Below are 24,543 nucleotides of genomic sequence, written 5' to 3' on the forward strand. Positions count from 1 at the left end.
TTGTCCTCCGGGACGAGTGGATGTCGGTGTTCTGCCGTGCGTCCACCACGTTCCTGGCGCGGGATGAGACCTCGTTAGGGCCGATCTAAGAGCGGGCTGAGAATCGCCGGCTCGGCGTCGGGCAGCGGCAGCCGCAGGGTGAACGCGGCGCCGCCGCCCTTGCGCCGTCCGGCCGTGACGGAGCCGCCGTGCAGCTCCGCGGCCTGCGCGACGATGGCCAGCCCGAGGCCGGAGCCGTGCCGCTCGCGGGCGGCCTGGCCGCGGTAGAACCGGTCGAAGATCCGCGGCAGGTCGGGTGCGGCGATGCCCGGCCCGCGGTCGAGGACGCGGATGCGGGCGCCCGCGCCGGTCTCGTCCAGCAGCACGTCGACGACGCCGCCGGGCGGGCTGACCTGGACGGCGTTGCGGACGAGGTTGGCGACGGCCCGCTCCAGCACGCCCGGGCGCACGACCGCCTCGAACGGGCGGCCCGCGACGGCGACGGAGACGGCGGGGTCGACCCGGCGGGTGCGGGCGACGGCACGCTCGACCAGCGCGCGCAGGTCCGTCTCCAAGGGTGGTTCGGGCTCGGTGCCGCCGCGGGCCAGCTCGACGATCTCGCCGACCATCACCGACAGCGCCGCAGCCTCGTCCTCCAGGTCGCGCAGCAGGCCGGCCCGGTCGGATGGCTCCAGCCGGCGGTCCGAGTGCTGCTCGCTGCGCAGCAGGACGCCGAGGTCGTTGCGCAGCGTGGTCAGTGGGGTGCGCAGTTCGTGGCCGGCGTCCTCGATCAGCTGCCGCTGCTGGGTGCGGGCGTCGTCCAGGGCGGCCAGCATCGCGTTCACGGAGCCGGCCAGCCGGGCGACCTCGTCGCGGGAGTTGCCGGGCGGGTCGATGCGGTGCGCGAGGTCCTTGGTCGTCGCGACCTGCTCGGCGGCGTCCACCAGCTTGTCGATCGGACGCAGCCCGGTGCGGGCCGTGGTCCAGCCCAGCGCGGCCGCCGCGGCCACCCCGACGCCGGTGATGCCGGCCAGCAGCCAGGCGATCCGCGTCAGTGTGTTCTCCACGCCTTCCAGCTGCTGGACCAGCCGCACCGCTCCGTTGAACCCGTCGCCGCCGGACAGCGCGGCGGTCATCACCCGGTGATCGGCGCCGTCGATCTCCAGGTTGCGCAGCAGCGGGCCGTCGATCTCGCCGTCGACCATCCGCTGCTCCTCCTCGTCGAGCACGAGCGCCGTGGCCTCGTTGCCCGGTGGGAGGCCCGGTTCCACCTGGCCGTCCGGCGTGATGGTCTGGACGCCGAGTGGGTCGTTCGCGAGGAACAGGCCGGAGCGTCGCGTTCCCTCGGGGAGCTCGCTGGCCTGCTGCTGGATCTGTTCGAGGTCGGGGACGCGGGCGAGCAGCCGCTGGTCGATCTCGTCCAGCAGGCTGGTGCGGATCAGCAGCCAGGCGGTGATGGAGGCCGCGACCACCGCCAGCGCCACGGCGGCCGACGTCAGCAGCGCCAGCCGCGCTCGGAGAGTCACGGTTCCGCGCGCGTGCGCCGGTCGCCGACCGCGAGGTCTGACGTCAGTCCCTGAAGCTTGTAGCCGACACCGCGGACGGTGTGCAGCATGCGCGGCTCGCCGCCGGCCTCCAGCTTCTTGCGCAGGTAGCCGATGTAGACGTCCAGGGAGTTCGTGGAGCCGTCCAGGTCGCAGCCCCACACGCCCTCGTACAGCTGGGCGCGGGTGAGCACCTGGCGGGGATGGCGCATGAGCAGCTCGAGCAGGCCGAACTCGGTGCGCGTCAGCGAGATCTCCCGGTCCGCCCGCCGGACCTGCCAGGTCTGCGGGTCCAGCCGCAGGTCGCCGACCAGCAGCGGCGCCTCGTCACCCGTCGACGTGGTGCGTCGCAGCATCGCCCGCAGCCGGGCCAGCAGCTCCTCGTGCGCGAACGGCTTCACCAGGTAGTCGTCGGCGCCGGCGTCCAGCCCCAGCACCCGGTCGCGGACGGCGTCCCTCGCGGTGAGCATGAGGACGGGCGTCTTGTCACCGTCGCGGCGCAGCCGCCGGCACACCTCGATGCCGTCCAGGTGCGGCATCATCACGTCCACCACCAGCACGTCCGGGCGCACGTCGGGCAGCCGGTGCAGCGCCTCGACCCCATCGGCGGCGGTCGTGACGGCGTAGCCCTCGAAGCGCAGCGACCGCGCAAGGGACTCCCGGAGCACCGGTTCGTCGTCGACGACAAGGACCCGCACGTTCCTCAGTGTGCGGTGCGAGGTTAAGAACTGCCTGAGAAGCGGCCGGTCAGGCGCTCAGCCGAAACGGCGGGTAGGTGTCGGTGACGAGGGTGAAGGCGTACCCGGCGACCCGGTTCTGCCAGCGGATGACGCCTTCGACGAAGTCGAACAGCCCGCGCGGGTAGCGCCCGGTGAACAGCACCGCGAACCAGGCGATGACCACCGCGACGATCAGGCCGATGTGGAGGAAGAACAGCACGATGTAGTGCGGAATGGCCAGCAGCCACTTCACCAGCGGCAGCCACCGGTTGAGCTCGGTGGGCACGTCCGGGTAGCGATAGTCCAGGCGGACCGACTGCTGCTCGTCGGTGGACGGGTAGTGGTCGTCCATCAGCGCGAGGTAGCACGCGACCCGGTTGGCGAACCGCTGCAGCTCGAGGTTCCAGTCGAACCACCAGCGCGGGTACTTCTGCCGGAAGAGGATCAACAGCAGCGGGCCGAAGAACAGCAGCCCGCCGGCGCCCGCGGCCGCCGCCTCGCCCTGTTCGTAGCTCCACTGCCAGGTGCCGCCCGCCACGCTGCCCAGCACGATGAGGATCGGGATCGCGACGAACAGGCGGAAGAACGTCGTGACGCGGTTCAACGGCCGGTCCGGGTAGTCGACGGAGAACGTGACGGGATACGAAGGTGGCTCGTACGGCTGGTACTCCTGCATGACACACCGTCCTGGGTCGGCAACATGAGCCCGTTGATCAGGGCTCTGACCAGGTCTACTCCCGTCGCGGCGGGTTGTGGGCGGTTACGGGGGAACCAGATGCGCGGGTCCGACTTGACTCAGGCCCGCCGATCTTTGTAGGTTTCCCGTCGGCTCGTGAGAGCGCGGGACGCCGCAAGGCGGTCCGGACTCGCGGAGTCACCCCGTACGAACGGCCTACCGCGGTGGACTTGTGTCCGTTGCCGGTGTCAGGAGCATGGGGTGCTGGCCTCCCAGCCGAGCGACACGAGATCAGCCTGATGGCTTGATCCGCAGAGTGCGGTGGGGTAGGCTAGCAGGGTTGCCCGGGCGAGGATCGTTCGATCGACAGCCAGTCGAATTCGAGAAAGACGCGAATTTGACTCGGAAGACCGGGAAAACCTAAAGTAACACCAGCGTCTCACTGAGATTTCCGAGAGGAAATCGAGTGGGTGCGTCCGATTTTTGAGAACTCAACAGTGTGCCTGATGATGTTTGGTTGATGCCAATTGTTTGTGTCCTCGGGCTGATCCTCTTTGGGGGGTTGGTTTGGGGTTCCTTTGGTGACGCGACAGCTTCTTACCGGGGGTTGTTGTGTTGCTGGGGTTGAGTTTCTTCTGATGATGGTTGATCCACCTTCGGGTGATCGCATATTCATTGATGGAGAGTTTGATCCTGGCTCAGGACGAACGCTGGCGGCGTGCTTAACACATGCAAGTCGAGCGGAAAGGCCCTTCGGGGTACTCGAGCGGCGAACGGGTGAGTAACACGTGGGTAACCTGCCTTCAGCTCTGGGATAAGCCTGGGAAACTGGGTCTAATACCGGATATGACGCGCCACCGCATGGTGCGTGTGTGGAAAGCCGATTACATTGTAGTTGGCGGCTGGAGATGGACTCGCGGCCTATCAGCTTGTTGGTGGGGTAGTGGCCTACCAAGGCGATGACGGGTAGCCGGCCTGAGAGGGCGACCGGCCACACTGGGACTGAGACACGGCCCAGACTCCTACGGGAGGCAGCAGTGGGGAATATTGCGCAATGGGCGAAAGCCTGACGCAGCAACGCCGCGTGAGGGATGACGGCCTTCGGGTTGTAAACCTCTTTCAGCGCTGACGAAGCCTCTTGGGGTGACGGTAGGCGCAGAAGAAGCACCGGCTAACTACGTGCCAGCAGCCGCGGTAATACGTAGGGTGCGAGCGTTGTCCGGAATTATTGGGCGTAAAGGGCTCGTAGGCGGTTTGTTGCGTCTGCTGTGAAAGCCCGGGGCTTAACCCCGGGTCTGCAGTGGATACGGGCAGGCTAGAGTCCGGCAGGGGAGACTGGAATTCCTGGTGTAGCGGTGGAATGCGCAGATATCAGGAGGAACACCGGTGGCGAAGGCGGGTCTCTGGGCCGGTACTGACGCTGAGGAGCGAAAGCGTGGGGAGCGAACAGGATTAGATACCCTGGTAGTCCACGCCGTAAACGTTGGGCGCTAGGTGTGGGTTCCCTTCCACGGGATCCGTGCCGTAGCTAACGCATTAAGCGCCCCGCCTGGGGAGTACGGCCGCAAGGCTAAAACTCAAAGGAATTGACGGGGGCCCGCACAAGCGGCGGAGCATGCGGATTAATTCGATGCAACGCGAAGAACCTTACCTGGGTTTGACATACACGGAAATCCGGCAGAGATGTCGGGTCCTTTTAGGGTCGTGTACAGGTGGTGCATGGCTGTCGTCAGCTCGTGTCGTGAGATGTTGGGTTAAGTCCCGCAACGAGCGCAACCCTCGTCCCATGTTGCCAGCACGTAATGGTGGGGACTCATGGGAGACTGCCGGGGTCAACTCGGAGGAAGGTGGGGATGACGTCAAGTCATCATGCCCCTTATGTCCAGGGCTTCACGCATGCTACAATGGCCGGTACAAAGGGCTGCGATACCGTGAGGTGGAGCGAATCCCAAAAAGCCGGTCTCAGTTCGGATCGGGGTCTGCAACTCGACCCCGTGAAGTTGGAGTCGCTAGTAATCGCAGATCAGCAACGCTGCGGTGAATACGTTCCCGGGCCTTGTACACACCGCCCGTCACGTCATGAAAGTCGGTAACACCCGAAGCCCATGGCCTAACCCCTTGTGGGAGGGAGTGGTCGAAGGTGGGACTGGCGATTAGGACGAAGTCGTAACAAGGTAGCCGTACCGGAAGGTGCGGCTGGATCACCTCCTTTCTAAGGAGCATTCAGCACACTGTCTCGGCCCTGAAGGCTGGTGATGGTGGTTGACCACGCTACCGGCGTATGTCCGGTGGGTGGTTTTGCTCATGGGTGGAACATCAACCAAACGCAGTCCACGTGAACTCGTGCAGCCCTTAGCGGTTGGTGGAGTTGGGGTGGGTGAGAATTTAGGCACACTGTTGGGTCCTGAGGAATCGGGCCACGCACACCCCATAGAGTTCGAGGCTTCTCTTCGTGAGGGTTTCCTGCTTTGGTGGGGTGTTCTGGTGTCCGGGTTTCCTTTCAGGGCCGGCCGTACCTGATACTGCGCCACTTCGTGTTGGCGTGAGTTGGGGTTTGTGGTTGGTGTCTGGTCGTTGTTTGAGAACTGTATAGTGGACGCGAGCATCTTCATCTTTGTGGTCAAGTTAGTAAGGGCACATGGTGGATGCCTTGGCACCAGGAGCCGATGAAGGACGTGGGAGCCTGCGATAATCCCTGGCGAGCTGGCAACCGAGCTACGACCCGGGGGTGTCCGAATGGGGAAACCCGGCGGCAGTCATGTGCCGTCACCGTCACCTGAACACATAGGGTGGTCGGAGGGAACGTGGGGAAGTGAAACATCTCAGTACCCACAGGAAGAGAAAACAACATGTGATTCCGTGAGTAGTGGCGAGCGAAAGCGGATGAGGCTAAACCGTGCGCGTGTGATAGCCGGCAGGCGTTGCGTGTGCGGGGTTGTGGGGTTATGTCGACTGCATTCTGCCGAGTGTGGTCTGGAGTGATCAATCGCCTGCGAAGTCGAAGGACTTGAGAGGTCCGGCGTAGAGGGTGTTACCCCCGTAGACGTAAACAGGCGACTCCAGTGACGTGATACCCGAGTAGCACGGGGCCCGAGAAATCCCGTGTGAATCTGGCGGGACCACCCGTTAAGCCTAAATACTCCCTGGTGACCGATAGCGGACAAGTACCGTGAGGGAATGGTGAAAAGTACCCCGGGAGGGGAGTGAAATAGTACCTGAAACCATGTGCCTACAAGCCGTCAGAGCGGTCCTTTCGGGGGTTGTGATGGCGTGCCTTTTGAAGAATGAGCCTGCGAGTTAGTGGTATGTGGCGAGGTTAACCCGTGTGGGGGAGCCGTAGCGAAAGCGAGTCCGAATAGGGCGTTTTTAGTCGCATGCTCTAGACCCGAAGCGGAGTGATCTACCCATGGGCAGGGTGAAGCGGAGGTAAGACTTCGTGGAGGCCCGAACCGACCTACGTTGAAAAGTGGGCGGATGACCTGTGGGTAGGGGTGAAAGGCCAATCAAACTCCGTGATAGCTGGTTCTCCCCGAAATGCATTTAGGTGCAGCGTCGCGTGTTTCTTGCCGGAGGTAGAGCACTGGATGGCAGATGGGCCCTACAAGGTTACTGACGTCAGCCAAACTCCGAATGCCGGTAAGTGAGAGCGCGGCAGTGAGACTGCGGGCGATAAGGTTCGTAGTCGAGAGGGAAACAGCCCAGATCACCAGCTAAGGCCCCTAAGCGTGTGCTAAGTGGAAAAGGATGTGGAGTTGCGAAGACAACCAGGAGGTTGGCTTAGAAGCAGCCACCCTTGAAAGAGTGCGTAATAGCTCACTGGTCAAGTGATTCTGCGCCGACAATGTAGCGGGGCTCAAGCACACCGCCGAAGCTGTGACAATCACACAATCAACTAAGCCTTCGTGGTTCAGGTGTGTGGTTGGGTAGGGGAGCGTCGTGTGGCGGTTGAAGCGGCGGGGTGACCCAGTCGTGGACGCTACACGAGTGAGAATGCAGGCATGAGTAGCGAAAGACGGGTGAGAAACCCGTCCGCCGAATGACCAAGGGTTCCAGGGCCAGGCTAATCCGCCCTGGGTAAGTCGGGACCTAAGGCGAGGCCGACAGGCGTAGTCGATGGACAACGGGTTGATATTCCCGTACCGGTTGTGGCGCGACCATGCCGAGCCCGGTGATGCTAACCACCCGAACCTACCTCTTCACCCTTCGGGGTGGCTGGTGGGGGAGCGTGGGATCCGAACCGGTAGTAGGCAAGCGATGGGGTGACGCAGGAAGGTAGCCCATCCCGGGCGATGGTAGTCCCGGGGTAACAGTGCAGGGCCGTGGTAGGTAAATCCGCCACAGTAGCGCCCGAGGCTGGATGCCGAGCCGATTGCGGCGAAGTGGGTGATCCTATGCTGTCGAGAAAAGCCTCTAGCGAGTTCCATAGCCGCCCGTACCCCAAACCGACACAGGTGGTCAGGTAGAGAATACCAAGGCGATCGAGTGAACCGTGGTTAAGGAACTCGGCAAAATGCCCCCGTAACTTCGGGAGAAGGGGGGCCCGATACGTGAACGGACTTGCTCCGGGAGCGTTGAAGGCCGCAGAGACCAGGGGAAAGCGACTGTTTATTAAAAACACAGGTCCATGCGAAGTCGCAAGACGATGTATATGGACTGACGCCTGCCCGGTGCTGGAACGTTAAGGGGACGAGTTAGCCTCACGGCGAAGCTCAGAACTTAAGCGCCAGTAAACGGCGGTGGTAACTATAACCATCCTAAGGTAGCGAAATTCCTTGTCGGGTAAGTTCCGACCTGCACGAATGGCGTAACGACTTTCCCACTGTCTCAACCACGGACTCGGCGAAATTGCACTACGAGTAAAGATGCTCGTTACCCGCAGCAGGACGGAAAGACCCCGGGACCTTTACTATAGCTTGGTATTGGTGTTCGGTTCGGCTTGTGTAGGATAGGTGGGAGACTGTGAAGCCGGCACGCCAGTGTCGGTGGAGTCAACGTTGAAATACCACTCTGGTCGTACTGGATATCTAACCTCGGTCCGTGATCCGGATCAGGGACAGTGCCTGGTGGGTAGTTTAACTGGGGCGGTTGCCTCCTAAAAGGTAACGGAGGCGCCCAAAGGTTCCCTCAGCCTGGTTGGCAATCAGGTGTCGAGTGCAAGTGCACAAGGGAGCTTGACTGTGAGACCGACAGGTCGAGCAGGTGCGAAAGCAGGGACTAGTGATCCGGCAGTGGCTTGTGGAAGCGCTGTCGCTCAACGGATAAAAGGTACCCCGGGGATAACAGGCTGATCCTGCCCAAGAGTCCATATCGACGGCATGGTTTGGCACCTCGATGTCGGCTCGTCGCATCCTGGGGCCGTAGCAGGTCCCAAGGGTTGGGCTGTTCGCCCATTAAAGCGGTACGCGAGCTGGGTTTAGAACGTCGTGAGACAGTTCGGTCCCTATCCGCTGCGGGCGCAGGAGACTTGAGAAGGGCTGTCCCTAGTACGAGAGGACCGGGACGGACGAACCTCTGGTGTGCCAGTTGTTCCGCCAGGAGCACCGCTGGTTGGCTACGTTCGGAAGGGATAACCGCTGAAAGCATCTAAGCGGGAAGCCTGCTTCAAGATGAGGTCTCCCACACCGCGAGGTGGTAAGGCCCCCAGCTAGACGACTGGGTTGATAGGCCGGACGTGGAAGCCCAGCAATGGGTGAAGCTGACCGGTACTAATAGGCCGAGGACTTGACCACACACACCAAACATCCCAACACCCCCTCACAGGCGTGTCGGGGCTGCGGTAACAGATGAAGAACACCAAAACGCGTCCACTATACGGTTCCCGACCAACGAACGGGCACCAACCCCAGCACACACCCCCACACTCCACACACGTGGACCAAAGGGGTGGATGGTGCGGGGCCGGTGACACAACTCCATAGACGTGCCGGCGGTCATAGCGGCGGGGAAACGCCCGGACCCATTCCGAACCCGGAAGCTAAGCCCACCAGCGCCGATGGTACTGCCCTCTAGCGGGGGTGGGAGAGTAGGACACCGCCGGACACACACCCAGTGAGGCCCCAACCCATCAACGGTTGGGGCCTCACGCACGTCTGCACCCCTCAGGCGCCGCGAACTCGGCCCGTTCGCTGGGAACCCGGCGCGGGTTGCGGAGAGTTCACCCAATGAAGGGCTACCCCGTCGTGGGCAGCCCTTCGCCACGTCTGGACAACGGTCCGTGGGTGCGACGTCGTCAGACCCTCCGCCTAGGCTTGGAGTCATCGATGCCGAGCCTGAGGCCCTCGTCGCGCTGCCGAGCGAGGGAGATCAGTTCGTCCGGGCGCTCCCGGGCGGACCGCTGCTGCACGTCGACGTCGACGCGTTCTTCGCGGCCGTCGAGCAGCGAGACGATCCGGCCCTGCGCGGCATCCCGATGGCCGCCGGCGAGGTCGTCATCGCGTGCGCGAGCTACGAGGCGCGCGACTGGGGCGTCCACGCCGGCATGTCCGTGGCCGAAGCGGTCGCCGTGTGCCCGCGGCTGCGCGTCGTCCCGTTGCGGTCCGACGCCTACACCGCGGCCAGCGCCGCGTTGTTCGCCGTGTTCGGCCGGTTCGCCGCCAGCGTCGAGGCCGGCTCGATGGAGGAGGCATTCCTCGACACCCGGGCCACCCCGTGGGCGACGATCGACCAACTGGCCGCGGTCGTGCAGCGGTCGGTCTGGCAGGAGACCGGGCTGCCGGTGACGGTCGGTGCCGGGCGGACGAAGCTGATGGCGAAGCTCGCGTCGCGGTCCGTGAGGCCCCGCGGCCTGCGCGTCATCCAGCCGGCCGAGGAACGCTACCTCCGCCCCGCCCTGACGATCGAAGAGCTGTGGGGCGTGGGTGAGGTGACCCGCGAACGGCTGCGGCAGCACAACATCCGCACCGTCGGCGACCTCGCCGTGGTGCATCCCGAGCATCTGCGCGACATCGCCGGCACGCTGATGGCGCGCCGGCTCGCCGCCATCGCCAACGGCAACGACGACGCCACCGTGCGGCCGGAACGACCCCGCCGCTCCTACAGCGTCCAGCGGGTCGTACCGCGCGGCGCCGGCATCGACGTCGAGGGACTGACGGCCGAGCTGGCCGGCCGGCTGCGCGACGGCGGGTTCACCTGCACCATCGTCACCGTCGGGTTGAAGTACGCGAACCGGCTCGAGCACCGCGACCGCACCCGGCTGGCCGAGCCCACCGCCGACGCCGGCAGGCTGGCGGCGGCGGTCCACGCGCTGCTGCCGGCCGACGGCGTGCGCGTCGAGAAGGCCGGCATCACGGTGACCGGCCTGCACCCAGCCGACGCCGCCGTGCAGCTGACGCTCGACATGGGCGTCGCGTAGTCCGGCACGAGCCCGCTACTTGAGCAGCGCCGCCACGACCACCAGCACCGGCAACGACAACACGGTCGTCACCAGGATCGCCTCCCGCACCAGCACCTGCGCATGCCCGTACCGCAGCGCGAACGTCAGCGCGTTCTGCGCCGTCGGCAACGCGGACAGCACGACCACCGCGAGGAGCTCGGCCGACGACAGGTCCAGCGCCAGGCCGAGCCCGTACGCCACCGCCGGATGCACCAGCGTCTTCAGACCGACCGCCAGCGCCATCGGCCCGCCGTCCGGACCCCGTCCCGGCAGGCTGCTGCCGCGCAGCGAGATGCCGAACACCATCAGCACCGACGGGATCGAGATCGCGCCGACCAGCACGAACGGCTCCATCAAGGGTTCGGGCACGGTGACGCCGGTCGCGGCCACGACGACACCGGCCAGCGAGGCGACCGTGATCGGGCTCTGCAGCGGCGTGAGGAACCGTCGCCACACCGGCATCGACGCGGCGCGGCCGGCGAGGTCCAGGACCGTCAGCGCCACCGGGACGATGACGATGCTCTGCATCAGCAGGATCGGCGCCACCAGCGACGCGTCGCCGAGGACGTAGGCGGCGATCGGGATGCCGAGGTTGCCCGCGTTCACCAGACCCGAGCACAACACGCCCAGCGCGGTGTACGAGACGTCCCACCGCCGCCACCAGCCGATCAGCGCGAAGGCCGCCATCACGACGACGACGCTGCCGCCGGTCGCGATCAGCGGCTGGGCGACGATCACGCCGAGGTCGGCCTCGGCGACGGTGTGGAACATCAGCGCCGGGCTGGCCACCCAGAACGCCAGCCGCGTCAGCACCATGGGGCCGGCCGGGCCGAGCAGCTCCGTCCGGCCCAGGAGGTAGCCGATGGCGATGATCGAGACGATGACGGCGAATCCGGTGACGACGCTGGTCATCGGGTTCGCGTCACTCCCTCCGGACGACCGTCAGTAGGCGACGGCCGAGCGCACTTCCGCGACGATGTCGTCGAGCAGTTCGAAACCGTGCTGCGCCACCCGGGCGATCAACGCTGATCCCCACGAGCCGGTGGCCGGGCCCTCGGCGACGACCACCAGCCTGGACGTCTCGCGCAGGCTCGCCAGGACGGTCTCGTCGTCGAACGGCACCAGCGTACGCGCGTCGATGACGGTGCAGCGCACGCTCACGGCGTCGAGCTGCGCCGCGGCTGAACCGCGCGAACCGTCACTAAGTCGACACCGTCGAGATCTTTCTGACCGGACGCCGCGCCGTCTAGAGTGTGCCTCCTAACTCGCGTAGTAGGTCCTGGACCTGAGCTAACGGAGGTTGCCCGATGACGAGACGACCGACCAGGCGTACGGCCGCCGTCGCCAGCGCTGGCGTACTCGCCGCGACGTGTTTGCTCACCGTCCCCGCCGAGGCGGCGAACGACACCGTCACGATCCGGCAGATGAACAAGCTCATCACGCTCGAGGCCGTCATGGGCCACATCGAGGCGTTGCAGGAGATCAGCGACGAGCACGGCGGTAACCGAGCATCCGGCCACTCGGGCTTCGAGGCGTCGAGGGACTACATCGTCGAGCAGCTCGAGGCCGCCGGGTACACGCCCGAGGTCCAGGCGTTCGAGTTCGAGTACTTCGACGAGCGGTCCGAGCTCGAGCGCCTCTCGCCCGAGCCGCACACGTTCGAGGAGGGCAGCGAGTTCATCCGCAACCAGTTCGACACCGGTACCCCGATCGGCGAGGCGACCGGGCCGCTGTTCCCCGCCGACGTCCGGCTCGACACCCCCGGCCTGCCGGCGAACACGTCGACCAGTGGCTGCGAGGCGGCCGACTTCACCGGCATGGCGGCGGGCAGCATCGCGCTGGTCCAGCGCGGCACCTGCGGCTTCAACGTCAAGGTCCTGAACGCCCAGGCGGCCGGCGCGGCCGGCGTGGTCGTCATGAACGAGGGCCAGCCCGGCCGCGACACCGGCCTCGTCGGCATGATCGGCGACGCCACCGGCCTCACCATCCCGGCGGTCTTCTCGCAGTTCTCCGTCGGCGTGAACCTGGCGAACACGCCGGGCGCCAGCGTCCGGGTCGAGGTCGACTTCACCGCCGACACCCGCACGACGTGGAACGTCCTGGCCGAGACGCGCAAGGGCAACCCGGACAACGTCGTCATGGCCGGCGCACACCTGGACAGCGTCCACGACGGCGCGGGCATCAACGACAACGGCAGCGGCAGCGCGGCGCTGCTGGAGACCGCGATCCAGATCAACCGGCAGAACCTGAAGAACCAGGTGCGCTTCGCCTGGTGGGGCGCGGAGGAGTCCGGCCTGCTCGGCTCGAACTTCTACGTGCCGGACCTGCCGCAGGCGGAGCGGGACAAGATCGCGCTCTACCTGAACTTCGACATGGTCGCCTCGCCCAACTACATGTTCGGCATCTACGACGGCGACAACTCCGGCGGCACCGCCCCGCCCGACTTCATCCCGGAGGGCTCGGCCCAGATCGAGGACGTGTTCGAGCGGATCTACACCCGCCGCAACCAGCCGTTCAACGACAGCGAGTTCTCCGGGCGGTCCGACTACGGCGCGTTCATCGCCGCGGACATCCCGGCGGGCGGCTTGTTCACCGGCGCCGAGATCGCGAAGACGGAGGAGCAGGTGGCGATGTACGGCGGCCTGGCCAACGTGCCGTACGACCCCTGCTACCACGGGTTCTGCGACAACCTCACCGGCGACGGCCAGGACGACGCGATCTACGACGCGCTGCGGGCGGAGTACGACCTCGTCGGCAACGTCAACACGGAGGCGCTGGACATCAACGCCGACGTGATCGGCTCGGTCGTGCTGACCTTCGCCTACGACACCTCGACCGTCAACGGCGTCAAGCCGCGTCGCTGACCGTCAGACCGGCCGCGCCGGCACCCGCTCGCTCGCCGGGCGGGTGCCGGCGCGCGGCGTCGCCGGGGTGCGCGCGTCGGCCAGCCACCAGAACGTCAGTGCCAGTGCGACCACCAGGAACAGCAGCGTCAGCGGCAGCAGCCCGTGGTGCCAGCGGGTCAGCGGGTCGGGCAGCGCGGTGAAGCACAGCGCGACGCTGAGGCCGATCAGCCAGCGGTGCCCGACGACGCCGGCGCAGGCCGCCAGCAGCGCCAGCGCCCACGCCAGGTACCAGGCGTGGATCACCGGAGCGGCCAGCGCCAGCACCACCATCGCGCTGCCGACCAGCGCGCCGGTCCGGCGCACCGGCGCCGACGGGTCGCCGCCGCGGACGATCAGCCAGCCGATCATCGCGGCGCCGGCGGCGGCGCAGAGCACCTGGGTGACGTTCAGCAGCTCCGCGAAGTCCACCCCGCCCACCGTCAGCCCGACGAGCGCGTAGCCGACTCCGGCGGCCGCGGCCGGGACGTTGTAGAGCTGCTCCACGTGGCCCGGGGTGTCCAGCGTGGCGATCCAGCCCCAGCCGTCCGGCACGGTGGCTGCCGCGGCCAGCGTCGCCGCCGCCGTCACCGCCAGCACCTGCGCCGTCCCGGCCCAGCGCCGCTCCGCCAGCCGGAACCGGGCCCACAGCACGTAGCCGACCAGGATCAGGCCGGGCAGCTTGATCGCGAACGCCGCCGCGGCCAGCAGCGCCGCGAGCCACCACCAGCGCTTGCGCACGGCCAGCAGCACGACCGGCGCCAGCGCGCCGACCAGCACGTCCAGGTGCACGCCGCCGATCAGGTGCAGCACGACGATCGGGTTCGCGGCGACCAGCGCGACGGCGGCGGCCCGCGCGTCCGGCCGGGCCAGCCGCGCCGCGGCCACCGTCGCGACCACCACCGCGGCGATCGCCAGCACCCGCAGGATGAACACGAACGGCACGTGGTCGGCGTCGGTGACGTCGGCGGACCAGCCCAGCAGGCTCAGCGACAGCGGCCCGTACGGCGCCGGCGTCATCCGCCAGACCGGCGCGACCGGGTCCAGCAGCGGGCCGGCGCCGAACACGATCGGGCCGGTCACGTACGGGTCGATGCCCATGACCAGCAACTGGCCCTGTGCGACGTACGAATACGCGTCCAGGCTGAGGATCGGCTGGGCCAGCAGCATCGGCGCCGTCCACACGACCGCCGTCCGGGCGACGTACCGGACGTCGACGACGTGGTCGCGGGCCAGCAGGTACAGCCGGACGAAGACCAGCGACAGCCCGGTGATCCCGACGGCCGCCAGCACGCTCCACGCCGGCCGGCCCTCGTCGGCGGCGCGCCACAGTCCCAGCGGCCCGTCGGGCAGGACGACGCCCGGGATCGGGCCGGCCCTGGTGACGGCGACCGCGATCGTCGCCGACGCGACCGTGCCGGCGACGAGGGTGGCGCGCGGCGAGTCGCGCAGCGCGACGGCGGCTGACGTGAGGGACATCGGGCTCCTGCCGCTCGATCCTGGACGTCAACCGACACGAAGCCAGACCACGGCGTGGAGCGGACGGCGGATCGATGAACGGTGCGGGGCGGCCGGGTGAATGGTCCCGCCGCCCCGCCCGAAACGCCCGAAATGGGGCGGCGTCGGCCCGGTCTCAGCGCTCGCTGTCGAGGTGGGCGTAGGCGTAGTCGGCGTACCGGTTGCCCGCGGCCGCGCCGGCCGGGACCGACCGCTCGATCCGCGCGAGGTCGTCGGCGTCGAGCGTCAGATCGGTGGCGCCGAGCGACTCGGCCAGCCGCTCGCGGGTGCGCGCGCCCACCACCGGCACGACGTCCGTGCCCTGGGCGGCGACCCAGGCGATGGCCACCTGCGCGACCGTCGCGCCCTTCTGCTCGGCGACGCCACGCAGCGCCTCGACCAGCTCGAGGTTGCGCTGCAGGTTGCCGTCCTGGAACCGCGGGCTGGTGGTGCGGAAGTCGCCGGCCGGCAGCTCGCGGTCGGGGCGCCAGTGCCCGCTGAGCAGCCCGCGCGAGAGCACGCCGTACGCCGTCACGCCGATGCCGAGCTCGCGCGCGACCGGCAGGATGCGCTCCTCGACGCCGCGGGAGAGCAGCGAGTACTCGATCTGCAGGTCGGTGATCGGGTGGACGGCGGCGGCCCGGCGCAGCGTGTCGGCGCCGACCTCGGACAGCCCGATGTGCCGCACGTAGCCGGCCTCGACGAGGTCGGCGATCACGCCGACCGTCTCCTCGATCGGCACGGCCGGGTCCAGCCGCGAGGGCCGGTAGACGTCGATGTGGTCGGTGCCCAGCCGGCGCAGGCTGTAGGCGGCGAACGTCTTGACGGCCGCGGGGCTGGCGTCGAAGCCGAGCCACGCGCCGTCCGGGCCGCGCAGGCCGCCGAACTTCACACTGATGACGACGTCGTCGCGGTCGCGGCCGCGCAGGGCGTCGCGCAGCAGCAGTTCGTTGTCGCCCATGCCGTAGAAGTCGCCGGTGTCGAGGAGTGTGACGCCGGCGTCGAGGGCGGCGTGGATGGTGGCGACCGACTCGTCGCGGTCGGCCGGGCCGTAGAGGTCGGACATCCCCATCAGGCCCAGGCCGAGGGCGGAGACGGCGGGTCCGGTGCTGCCGAGGGTGGTGGTGCGCATGGAGAGCTCCTTCGTCATGCATGCTTCCGCTGCTAACACTTCGACGTTAGCAGTGATCTGGTAGCAATGCTAACGCCGATTCGTTATCGTTGATTCCATGACGACGGCGGAGAGCACGGACACGCGGGGGCGCATCGTGCGCGCGGCCGCGGAGCTGCTGGAACGCGGCGGCCGCGAGGCGGTGTCGACGCGCGCCGTCAGCGCCGCGGCGGGCGTACAGGCGCCCACGCTCTACCGGCTGTTCGGCGACATGGATGGGCTGCTCGACGCCGTCGCGGGCTACGGCTTCGAGCAGTACCTGCGCGACAAGCGCGAGCAGGGCGAGACCGACGACCCGGTCGCCGACCTGCGCCGCGGCTGGGACCACCACATCGAGTTCGGGCTGACCCGGCCCGCGTTCTACGTCCTGATGTACGGCAACGGCCGGCCCGCCGGCGCGTCGGCCGCCGGGCGTGAGGCGGCGGGCATCCTGCGCCGGCTGATCGGCCGGGTCGCCGCCGCCGGGCGGCTCACCATGAGCGTCGAGCGCGCCGCGCAGTTCGCCCATGCCACCGGGGTCGGCATCGTGCTGACGCTGATCGCCACCCCCGAGGCCGAGCGCGACCGGTCGGTGGCCGACCTCGCCCGCGACGCCGTGCTGCGCACGCTGGTCACCGACGCCGCGCCGTCCTCGCCCGGCGAGGGCCTGCCGCCGCTGGCCGGCCGGGCGGTCGCACTGCGCGAGACGCTGCGGGAGACGCTGCGGGCCGACGACGACGGCCCGCTCACCGCGGCCGAGCGGGCGCTGCTGGAGCAGTGGCTGGACCGCCTCGCCGACGGGCGCTGATCACCTCAGCGGGCGGCCGTGAGGCGGAAGATCGCCCGGTGCGGCAGCAGCCGGGTGAGTACGCCGACGAGCTGGGCGTCGCGGCCGATCATCCGCCTGGGCGCGGGGTTGCGGCGGGTCAGGGACCGCACGACGACCTCGGCCACGCGGGCCGGCGGGATGCCGCGGGCGGCGGTCCGTTCGGCGTCGGCCCGGGCGGCCCGCACCTGCTTCTCGTACCGCTGCGCCTCCGGCGGCATCGCGGCGAAGACCTCGTCGGCGCTGCGCAGCGCGCGGTCCCAGATCGGGGTGGCGATGCTGCCCGGCTCGAGCAGCACGACGCCGATGCCCCACGGCGCCAGCTCGGCCCGCAGGCTGCCGGACAGCCCGGCCAGCCCGAACTTGGCGGCGTGGTACGGGCCGATCATCGGGCTGGCGATGCGCCCGCCGACGGAGCCGATCATGACGATGCGGGCCCGTTCACCGCGCCCGCGCGCCACCCGCAGCGCGGGCAGCATCGCCTGCGTCACCGCGAGCTGGCCGACCAGGTTGATGTCCAACTGGCGGCGGAGCACGTCCAGCGGCAGGTGCTCCAGCGGGCCGGTCAGCGCGGCGCCGGCGTTGTTGACCAGGCCGTGCAGCGGGCCGGCCGCGCAGACCTTCTTGCCGGCGGCGGCCACCGCGGCGTCGTCGGTGAGGTCGGCCAGCAGCGGCGTGACGGCGGCGCCGAACTCGTCGCGCAGCCCGTCGGCGTCGGCCTCGCGGCGCACCGTCGGCCACACGTGCATGCCCTTGGCGACCAGCGCGGCGACCGTCGCGCGGCCGATGCCCGTCGACGCGCCGGTGACGACGACGGAGCGGGAGCGGGGGAGACTCATGGTGTGAGTCTAAGTCTCGAATGAGACTGAGTGTCAAACGGAGCTGAGCTGAGAGTCCCGCTCCACCGGGCGACCAGCACCGGTGGAGCGGGACGTCTTCTCAGTCGACCGGCTCGGCCAGGGCCAGCGTGCCGTCGTCGGTGATGAACGCGACCAGCGCCGTGAGGTCGTCAGACCCGCCGGTCACCGGCACGTCGACCGTCGTCCGGCCGGAGCCGACGTCGACCGACACCGAGCCCGCCACGCTCTCGCCGTCCCAGAGGAAGACGTTCGCCCGGCCGGACTCGCGGGTCCGCAGCCGCACCTCCACCTCGCCGCCGGTCTCCCGCGCCGACGTGATCGACGCCGTGCGGGCCGGCAGTTCGGGCCCGCCGCCGAGACCGACGCCGTCGGCGGCCGACTGCGCGATGCTCTGCGGCGAGTCGACGCTCAGGGCTGCGGTGTCGGGCATGGTAGGCGCGACCGGGTCGGACGGCGCGGCGGCCAGCCCCGGCAGCGTCGCGAGCGACCACCGGAACGGGTCGGCCTGCACACCGTTGAAGGTGGACCAGCCGATCCGCGTCTGGCCGGTCTTGTCCTGCGTGTCCGAGTCGTAGACCAGCACGTTCAGGCCCATCCGCGCCGGGTCGACGGCGTCGGGCAGGACGTCGAACGGGATCTTCGCCTCGACGGTGTAGCCGTCGTACGGCTCATTGACGACCGACGCGACCTCCATGCCGGGCGCCGTTTCGGCCCCCGGTCCCTGGTGGTTGTCGGCGTCGCGCTGGAAGCACGGCTCGCCCTCCACCGTCGTGGGGAAGATGCCGGTCTTGAACGTCGTCGAGGTGTTCGACGACGTGCCGCGCGGGTCGACGGTGATCTCGACGGAGTCGGTGCGCCAGTGCCGCTTGCAGTCCTCCAGCGGCAGCACCGTGCCGAGCGTGTCGTCGGTGACCTCGACGAGCACGTACAGCGCGTCGTCGGTGAAGGCCAGCCGCGTGGTCGACGACGCGTCCGCGGGCGGGACCGCCTGGCCCTCCCACATGGTCGACGAGTCGATGACCTCGCCCGGGTACTCGCCCTCGCTCGCGACGCCGTCGAGCACCGGCTCGGCCGAGACCTGCGGGATCTGCGTCGACGGCACCAGCTCGAGCACCGCGTTCTGGGTGTCCGTGCCGGACCCGTAGTCGGTGACGATCTGGAACGGGTAGCCGCCGTTCGGCGCGCGGTTGGACGTCGGCAGCGCGGTGTCGGTGTTGGTGACGTCGAACGTGACGGTGGTCGTGGCGCCGGGCGCGAGTCCGTCGAACGGAGCCGACGCCGGCGACGCGGTGAACCCGTCGGCGAGGTCGAGCGCGACCGACCCGGACGCCGCGGCGGCGCCGTCGTTGCTGACCTCGACCGACACCGGCTGGGTGCGGCCGACGCCGACCGAGGCGATCGGCGCGATCAGGCTCTCCAGCTTCGGCAGGTCGACGTCGCCGGTCCAGGCGGCGAACACCTCGGCCTCCGGGCGCTGCGCCAGCTCGCCGCGGACGTCGGTGGTGACCTCGACGGCGGCCTCGTTCGAGCCGCTGCCGGTCCGGGTGGCGAGGGTGGCCTTCAGGGCGGCCCGCTGGCCCGCGGCGGCGCCGGCCGGGGCGGTGACGACGACGTCGACGCTCACCTCGCGACCGGGTCGCAGCGTGCGGGGGAGGGCGCCCGCCGGCACCGTGGCCGTCCAGCCGTCCGGGCCGGTCACCGTCAGCGTCGGCGACACCAGCGGCTTGCGGGCCGGCGCCAGGACCGTGACCGTGGCCTCGAACGACTCGCCCGGCAGCACCAGGAACGGCTCGGGGTCGATGGTCACCTCGGTGCCCAGCGGCAGCCCGCCGCCGATCGGCAGCAGCGCACCCTGCAGCGCCGCGGTCTGGCCGGTCCCCGGCATCGGGTACGGCGTGCGGCTGGCGATCAGCGTGAACCAGTCGCAGCCGTTCTGCTCCGGGTCGGTGGGCGGCGGCGGGAACACCGCCCAGCCCTGGCTGACGTACTCCCACTGCGCCTTGCGCTCGCGCAGCGCCCACAGCTCGCCGGTCTCCGTCGACGTCCGGCCCTGCCAGGCGCCGAACACGCGGTCGGTCGGGTCGGCGGGCGTGTAGGGCGTGGTCTCGCAGGCCGAGCCGCCGACGCCGGTGCCGGTGGCGCCGCTGCGCAGGATGCGCGAGACCCGCCAGGTCGACAGGCCCTCCTCGGACAGCTGCTCCGGGAACGCCTCGGGGTCGGCGGCCGCCTCGTACGCCTCGACGGCCAGCCGTGCGGCCTGCTGGTGGTGGCCGTGGTTGCCGGGCGTCGGCGACGGGTTCATCGTGACGATGACCTCGGGCCGGGTGCTCCGGACGACGCGCACGACTCGTTCCAGAGCGTCGTCGCCCCACACCTGGTCGGTGAGCGGCGCGCTGGCGTTGTAGAAGAAGTCCAGCTCGTCGAGGTTGTAGACGTTCTCGATGCCGGCGTTGGCGACGGCGCTGCGCTCCTCTGCCTCGCGCAGCATGCCCAGCTCCGGACCCTCCTCGAGGCCGACGGCGTTGCCGCCGCCCTCGCCGCGGGTCACGGTGATGACGCCGGCCGTGAGGTCGGCGGCCTCGTTCCACTGGCCGAACGCGGCCAGCGCGCCGGCCTCGTCGTCGGGGTGGGCCCCGACGAACAGGACGTCGAGGTCGACGGCATCGGACCTGGGAGCGGATGCTCCCGATGCGGCAGGTGCGGCGGCCACGGGCTGTGTCGCCGTGAGCGTCGCCGCGAGGAGAGCTGCGGTGGCGGCTGCAGCAGCGGATCTGGCTGCTCGCATGGTGACTCCTCTCGAGTTGTTGACGGACACTTCGGGCGCTACTTGACGGCGCCCTCGACCATTCCCCGGATGAAGTGACGCTGCAGGAACAGGTAGAGCACGACGACCGGCAGCGCGACGAGCGTCGCGCCGGCGGCCAGCAGCGCCGTTCCGGACGTGTACTGGCCCTGGAAGAAGGCCAGGCCCAGCGGTGCGGTGCGCAGACCCTCGTCGGTGGCCATGATCAGCGGGATCAGGAACTCGTTCCACGTCCACATGAAGATCAGCACGATCATCGTGGTGACCGCCGGCCGGCCCATCGGGACGAGGATGCGCCACAGCGTGGCCCAGTGCCCGGCGCCGTCGATGCGGGCCGCCTCGACCACCTCGCGCGAGCTGCCGCGGAAGTAGGCGCGCATCCAGAACGTGCCGAACGCCGTCGACTGCGCCACCTGCGGCGCGACGATCGCCAGCAGCGTGTTCGTCAGCCCCAGCTCGCGCAGGTCGAAGTAGAGCGCGATGACCAGCGCCTCGGCCGGCACCATGATGCCGAGCAGGATGACGTAGAACAGCACCTCGGAGCCGCGGAAGCGCATGGTGCCGAACGCGTAGCCGGCCAGCACCGAGAACAGCGTCGACAGCCCCACCACTAAGATCGCCACGACGATGCTGGTGCGCAGGTAGGAGCCGAAGTGGCCCTGGTCCCAGGCGTCGGCGAAGTTCTCGAAGTGGAACGAGCCGCCGCCGCCGATCTGGTCGTTCGACAGCGCGGTCTGCAGGATCAGCAGCACCGGGAACACCGCGATGACCGCGAACAGCGCCAGCACCGCGTAGTTCGCCAGCCGTTCGCCGCGCGAGATCATCGCTGCCCCCGTTCGCCGACCCGGTTGATGAGCACCGTCGCCACGAACACGATCAGCGTCAGCACGACGGCCAGCGCCGTCGCGATGCCGACCCGGCCGAGCAGGAACGCGTTGTTGTAGACCTGGTACGACGGGACCGTCGTCTCGGTGCCCGGCCCGCCGCTGGTCATGACGTAGACGAGGTCGAACGTCTTCAGCGCGGCGATGACGGTGAGCGTGAGCGCGACCGCCAGCTCACCACGCAGCGACGGCAGCGTGATGGCCCGGAACTCCCGCAGCGGTCCGGCGCCGTCGAGCCTGGCCGCCTCGTACAGCTCGCGCGGGATGCGGGACATGCCGGCCAGGAACAGCACCAGGCACAGGCCGGTGCCGACCCAGGTGCCCACGATGCCGACCGACGGCAGCGCCCAGGTGTAGTCGCCCAGCCACGGCCGCGCCAGCGAGTCCAGGCCGACGAACCGCAGCACGTCGTTGAGCGGCCCGTCCGGTTCGTAGATCTGCCGCCACGCGATGGCCACGACGACCATCGGGATGACCTGCGGCAGGAACAGCACGACGCGGAAGAAGCCCATGCCGCGCAGCACGGCCCGGCTCATCGCGGCGGCCAGCAGCAGCCCCAGCACGACCGGGACGACCGCGTAGAACACGATCAGCACCAGCGCGTGGCCGAACGCCCCGCGCAGCTGCGGCTCGCTGAAGACGTCGCGGTAGTTCGACAGTCCCGCCCACGTGCTGGAGCCCAGGCCGTTCCACTCATACAGCGAGAACTGCGCCGTCCGCGCCAGCGGGACGAGGACGAACAGGCCGAAGACCAGCAGCGCCGGCAGGATGTAGAGGTAGGCGACCCGGCGCGGTTCGCCGGGCCCCCTACCTGCGGCAAGGGCCATCAGCTGCCAGTTGCCGCGGTGTACTCGGCCTCGAGCGTGTCGAGGAACTGCTGCGGGTCGCTCTGGCCGCCCATGAGGTTCTGCACGGCGACGGTGATGGTGTCGTAGAACGTCTCGGTCGCGTAGTCGAGGTACGGAACCAGCAGGTCCTCCTCGCCGGCCTGCGCCCACGCCGTGAAGACCTCGGCCTGCAGGCCCGTGGTGGTCTGCTGGTCGGCCTCGATGACCGGCACGTTGCCGGCCTCGGTGACGGCCGTCATGGCGTCGGAGCTGGTGATGAAGTCGATGTAGGCGGCCGCGGCCTCCTGGGCGTCGCTGTTGGCCGGGATGGCCCACGGGATGCTGATGCCGCCGGTGACGAGGTGCTGGCCGCTGGCGCCGGCCGGCGGGAGCACGAAGCCGACGGTGTCGCCCATGGCCGACGTGAGGTCGGCGATCAGCCAGGTGCCACCAGTGAAGAAGACGCCGGTGCCCTGGGCGAACGCCTGCCAGGCGCTGTCGTAGGTGACGCCGTTGAAGCCGTCGACGAAGAAGCCGCTGTCGACCCACGAGACGGTGGCGTCGGCCGCCGCGACGTTGTCGTCGGACGTCCAGGACGAGCCCGGCCGGCCGAAGCCGAGGTTGCGGATGGTCTCGGCGTCGGAGAACTGGTTTTGGATGAACCCGAACTGGTGGATGCCGGCCCACGGCTCGGAGTTGCCGAACTGGATCGGCACCTCGCCGGCCGCCTGCGCCGCCTGCAGGGCCGCTTCGAAGTCCTCGGTGGTCGTCGGCGGCTCCAGGCCCAGCGCGTCGAGCTTGGTCTTGTTGTAGTAGAGGCCGACGATCTCGCCCATCTGCGGCAGGCCGTAGAGGTCGCCCTCGCCGTAGGTGGCGCCGTCCTCGCTGTACGACGCCAGCGCGCGCACCGACTCGGGGAAGCGGTCGAACCAGCCGTACGCGTCGGCGTAGCCGTCGAGCGGTGTGAGCAGGCCGGACGCGACGTACTGGCCCATCTCGGGGCGGCCGTTGTTGGCCTGGACGACGTCGGGTGCGTCGTCGCCGGACAGCGCCAGGCGCAGCGTCGTGCGCAGGTCGTCGGTGGAGCGCGACACCCGCTCGATGGTGATGTTCGGGTAGGCGTCCTGGAACGCGGCGTTGAGCGCCTCGATCTGCTCGGTCTGCCCCTCGCGGACCTCCTGGTCCCACACCGTCAGCGTGATGTCGCCCAGCTCGGACGGGTCGGTGGCGACGTCGCCCGCGGTGGGAGCGCTGCTCGCGTCGTCGTCACCGTCGTCGCCCGGCGCGCAGGCCCCGATCAGCAGTGCCACGGCGGCAGCCGCGCACAGCCGGGTGCTGGTCCTCGTGATCGACAGCGTCATGAGAGTCGGCCCTTTCGGAAAATGTCGGTGTGCCCAGGTGCCCGGTCAGCGACCGGCCCGGAAGCCGAGCGTCGCGATGGCGCGCGACACCTCCGGGACGGCGTCGTCCGGGACGATCGTGTTCAGGAACTCGTAGTCCTCAGCGAGCGCGGGGTCCTTCGACCCCGTCTCGCGGTACCACAGCGCGATGTCGCCCCAGCCGGGCGAGGCCAGCGCGCCGCCGAAGTGCCGCACCGAGAGCGCGGCGCCCAGGTTGGCCAGCCGGAGGCTGTGCAGCAGCGGCCAGCCGGCCAGTGTGCCGACCATGAGGCCGGCCACGAACACGTCGCCGGCGCCGGTGGGGTCGAGCGCCTCGACGGGGACCGCCGCGGCCTTGACCGGGCGGCCGGCGTCCTTGTCGAACGCGAGCGCGCCGTCGGCGCCGTTGGTGACGACCGCCAGCGGCACCAGCTCAGCCAGCTTCTCCACCGCGGCCATGGGGCTGTCGGTGCGGGTGTAGCTCATCGCCTCGACGGCGTTGGGGGAGAAGGCGTAGCAGCCGGACAGGCTCTCGCGCAGCCGGCCGAGGTCCCAGCGGTCCTCCGGGTCCCAGCCGAGGTCGGCGAAGACCCGGCCGCCGGACGCCGTGACGGAGTCGACCCACGGCTGCCGCTCGCCGCCGAGGTCGACGAAGCAGGACCGGGCCTGCGGCGGGTGGCTGACCAGCCGGTCCAGCGCCTCGGGCCGGTGTCCGTGAGTGACCATGGCGCGGTCGCGCTGGTAGACCATCGACACCGTGACCGGCGAGTGCCAGCCGGTGACGTAGCGCGAGTAGGTGAGGTCGACGCCCTCCTGGACGCCGAGCGTCTGCCGGCAGTAGTCGCCGTAGAGGTCCTCGCCGAACGTGGCGGCCAGGCCGGTGCGCAGCCCCAGGCGCGCGGCGGCGACGGCGAGGTTGGCGACGCCGCCCGGGCTGGAGCCCATGCCGTCGGCCCACACCTCGGTGCCCTGCTTCGGCGGGCCCTCCATGCCGATGAAGATGATGTCGAAGAAGACGGTGCCGGTGAGGAAGACGTCGAGCTCGGGACCGCCGCCTGGGCGCAGCCCGGCCAGCGGGTCGTGCCGCGACGGTGCGCGGTACGGGTCACGAGCGATGTTCGACACGACCAATCCTCCCCAGTCCC

The 24,543-nt window shown here is 69.0% G+C and carries 15 protein-coding genes, 3 rRNA genes and 1 pseudogene; 6 read left to right on the forward strand and 13 right to left on the reverse strand.

The annotated features are described in order from the left end of the window. Positions 1-74: 74 nt before the first annotated feature. From BLV05_RS14960 to BLV05_RS14970, 3 genes are read right to left on the reverse strand one after another with little or no spacing between them, the layout of a single operon-like run. Positions 75-1,505, reverse strand: coding sequence for a HAMP domain-containing sensor histidine kinase (locus tag BLV05_RS14960; RefSeq protein ID WP_046767293.1), 1,431 nt, complete (start codon positions 1,503-1,505; stop codon positions 75-77). Then, on the reverse strand, positions 1,502-2,221 hold the full coding sequence (locus BLV05_RS14965) for a response regulator transcription factor (RefSeq protein WP_046767292.1): 720 nt from the start codon (positions 2,219-2,221) through the stop codon (positions 1,502-1,504). Before BLV05_RS14965 ends, BLV05_RS14960 begins: the two co-directional genes overlap by 4 nt. A 49-nt stretch (positions 2,222-2,270) precedes the next feature. Next, positions 2,271-2,918: a DUF4389 domain-containing protein gene (locus BLV05_RS14970; protein WP_046767291.1), complete on the reverse strand. Its 648-nt coding sequence runs from the start codon at positions 2,916-2,918 to the stop codon at positions 2,271-2,273. Between the two features lie 675 nt (positions 2,919-3,593). Here BLV05_RS14970 and BLV05_RS14975 point away from each other — a divergent pair. The 4 genes from BLV05_RS14975 to BLV05_RS14990 all read left to right on the forward strand — a co-directional run bounded on the left by BLV05_RS14975 (position 3,594) and on the right by BLV05_RS14990 (position 10,269). Next, positions 3,594-5,130, forward strand: a 16S ribosomal RNA gene (locus tag BLV05_RS14975). 406 nt (positions 5,131-5,536) lie between these two features. Further along, a 23S ribosomal RNA gene (locus tag BLV05_RS14980) occupies positions 5,537-8,647 on the forward strand. A gap of 193 nt (positions 8,648-8,840) precedes the next feature. Then, positions 8,841-8,957 (forward strand): 5S ribosomal RNA (rrf, locus tag BLV05_RS14985). The 16S, 23S and 5S rRNA genes sit together here, the layout of an rRNA operon. A gap of 175 nt (positions 8,958-9,132) precedes the next feature. Beyond that, complete coding sequence (locus BLV05_RS14990; protein ID WP_052762656.1) at positions 9,133-10,269, forward strand: Y-family DNA polymerase; 1,137 nt, start codon at positions 9,133-9,135, stop codon at positions 10,267-10,269. Between the two features lie 15 nt (positions 10,270-10,284). Here the strand turns inward: BLV05_RS14990 and BLV05_RS14995 are convergent, their stop codons facing one another. Both BLV05_RS14995 and BLV05_RS15000 read right to left on the reverse strand, forming a co-directional pair. Continuing rightward, complete coding sequence (locus tag BLV05_RS14995; protein WP_046769930.1) at positions 10,285-11,202, reverse strand: AEC family transporter; 918 nt, start codon at positions 11,200-11,202, stop codon at positions 10,285-10,287. Between the two features lie 30 nt (positions 11,203-11,232). Continuing rightward, positions 11,233-11,460, reverse strand: a pseudogene (locus BLV05_RS15000) (transketolase C-terminal domain-containing protein); the annotation flags it as partial. 137 nt (positions 11,461-11,597) lie between these two features. On the opposite strand from BLV05_RS15000, the gene BLV05_RS15005 reads away from it, so the two are divergent. Beyond that, positions 11,598-13,154, forward strand: a complete 1,557-nt coding sequence (locus BLV05_RS15005) for a M28 family metallopeptidase (protein ID WP_046769928.1) — start codon at positions 11,598-11,600, stop codon at positions 13,152-13,154. A 3-nt stretch (positions 13,155-13,157) separates the two neighbouring features. Here the strand turns inward: BLV05_RS15005 and mptB are convergent, their stop codons facing one another. After that, positions 13,158-14,651: a polyprenol phosphomannose-dependent alpha 1,6 mannosyltransferase MptB gene (gene mptB, locus BLV05_RS15010; protein ID WP_046769927.1), complete on the reverse strand. Its 1,494-nt coding sequence runs from the start codon at positions 14,649-14,651 to the stop codon at positions 13,158-13,160. 154 nt (positions 14,652-14,805) lie between these two features. Then, positions 14,806-15,801, reverse strand: a complete 996-nt coding sequence (locus tag BLV05_RS15015) for an aldo/keto reductase (RefSeq protein WP_046769982.1) — start codon at positions 15,799-15,801, stop codon at positions 14,806-14,808. A 97-nt stretch (positions 15,802-15,898) separates the two neighbouring features. On the opposite strand from BLV05_RS15015, the gene BLV05_RS15020 reads away from it, so the two are divergent. Further along, positions 15,899-16,627, forward strand: coding sequence for a TetR/AcrR family transcriptional regulator (locus BLV05_RS15020; protein ID WP_046769926.1), 729 nt, complete (start codon positions 15,899-15,901; stop codon positions 16,625-16,627). 5 nt (positions 16,628-16,632) lie between these two features. On the opposite strand, the gene BLV05_RS15025 is transcribed toward BLV05_RS15020, so the two are convergent. From BLV05_RS15025 to BLV05_RS15050, 6 genes are all read right to left on the reverse strand, one after another. Continuing rightward, positions 16,633-17,484, reverse strand: a complete 852-nt coding sequence (locus BLV05_RS15025) for an SDR family NAD(P)-dependent oxidoreductase (protein ID WP_046769925.1) — start codon at positions 17,482-17,484, stop codon at positions 16,633-16,635. 100 nt (positions 17,485-17,584) lie between these two features. Next, positions 17,585-20,290 (reverse strand): sugar-binding protein, encoded by a 2,706-nt coding sequence (locus BLV05_RS15030; protein WP_046769924.1) that lies wholly within the window; start codon positions 20,288-20,290, stop codon positions 17,585-17,587. Between the two features lie 38 nt (positions 20,291-20,328). After that, the gene (locus BLV05_RS15035; RefSeq protein ID WP_046769923.1) at positions 20,329-21,132 is read right to left on the reverse strand and encodes a carbohydrate ABC transporter permease; all 804 of its coding nucleotides are present in this window, start codon (positions 21,130-21,132) and stop codon (positions 20,329-20,331) included. Further along, positions 21,129-22,019 carry a carbohydrate ABC transporter permease gene (locus BLV05_RS15040; RefSeq protein ID WP_172860651.1) on the reverse strand — a complete coding sequence of 297 codons (891 nt, stop codon included), beginning with the start codon at positions 22,017-22,019 and terminating at the stop codon, positions 21,129-21,131. The genes BLV05_RS15035 and BLV05_RS15040 overlap by 4 nt, the downstream gene beginning before the upstream one ends. After that, complete coding sequence (locus tag BLV05_RS15045) at positions 22,019-23,380, reverse strand: extracellular solute-binding protein (protein ID WP_046769922.1); 1,362 nt, start codon at positions 23,378-23,380, stop codon at positions 22,019-22,021. Before BLV05_RS15045 ends, BLV05_RS15040 begins: the two co-directional genes overlap by 1 nt. 45 nt (positions 23,381-23,425) lie before the next feature. After that, the gene (locus BLV05_RS15050) at positions 23,426-24,523 is read right to left on the reverse strand and encodes a PfkB family carbohydrate kinase (protein WP_231948823.1); all 1,098 of its coding nucleotides are present in this window, start codon (positions 24,521-24,523) and stop codon (positions 23,426-23,428) included. Between the last annotated feature and the right edge of the window lie 20 nt (positions 24,524-24,543).

The sequence above is a fragment of the Jiangella alkaliphila genome, assembly GCF_900105925.1.
In the GTDB taxonomy this organism is placed as follows: domain Bacteria; phylum Actinomycetota; class Actinomycetes; order Jiangellales; family Jiangellaceae; genus Jiangella; species Jiangella alkaliphila.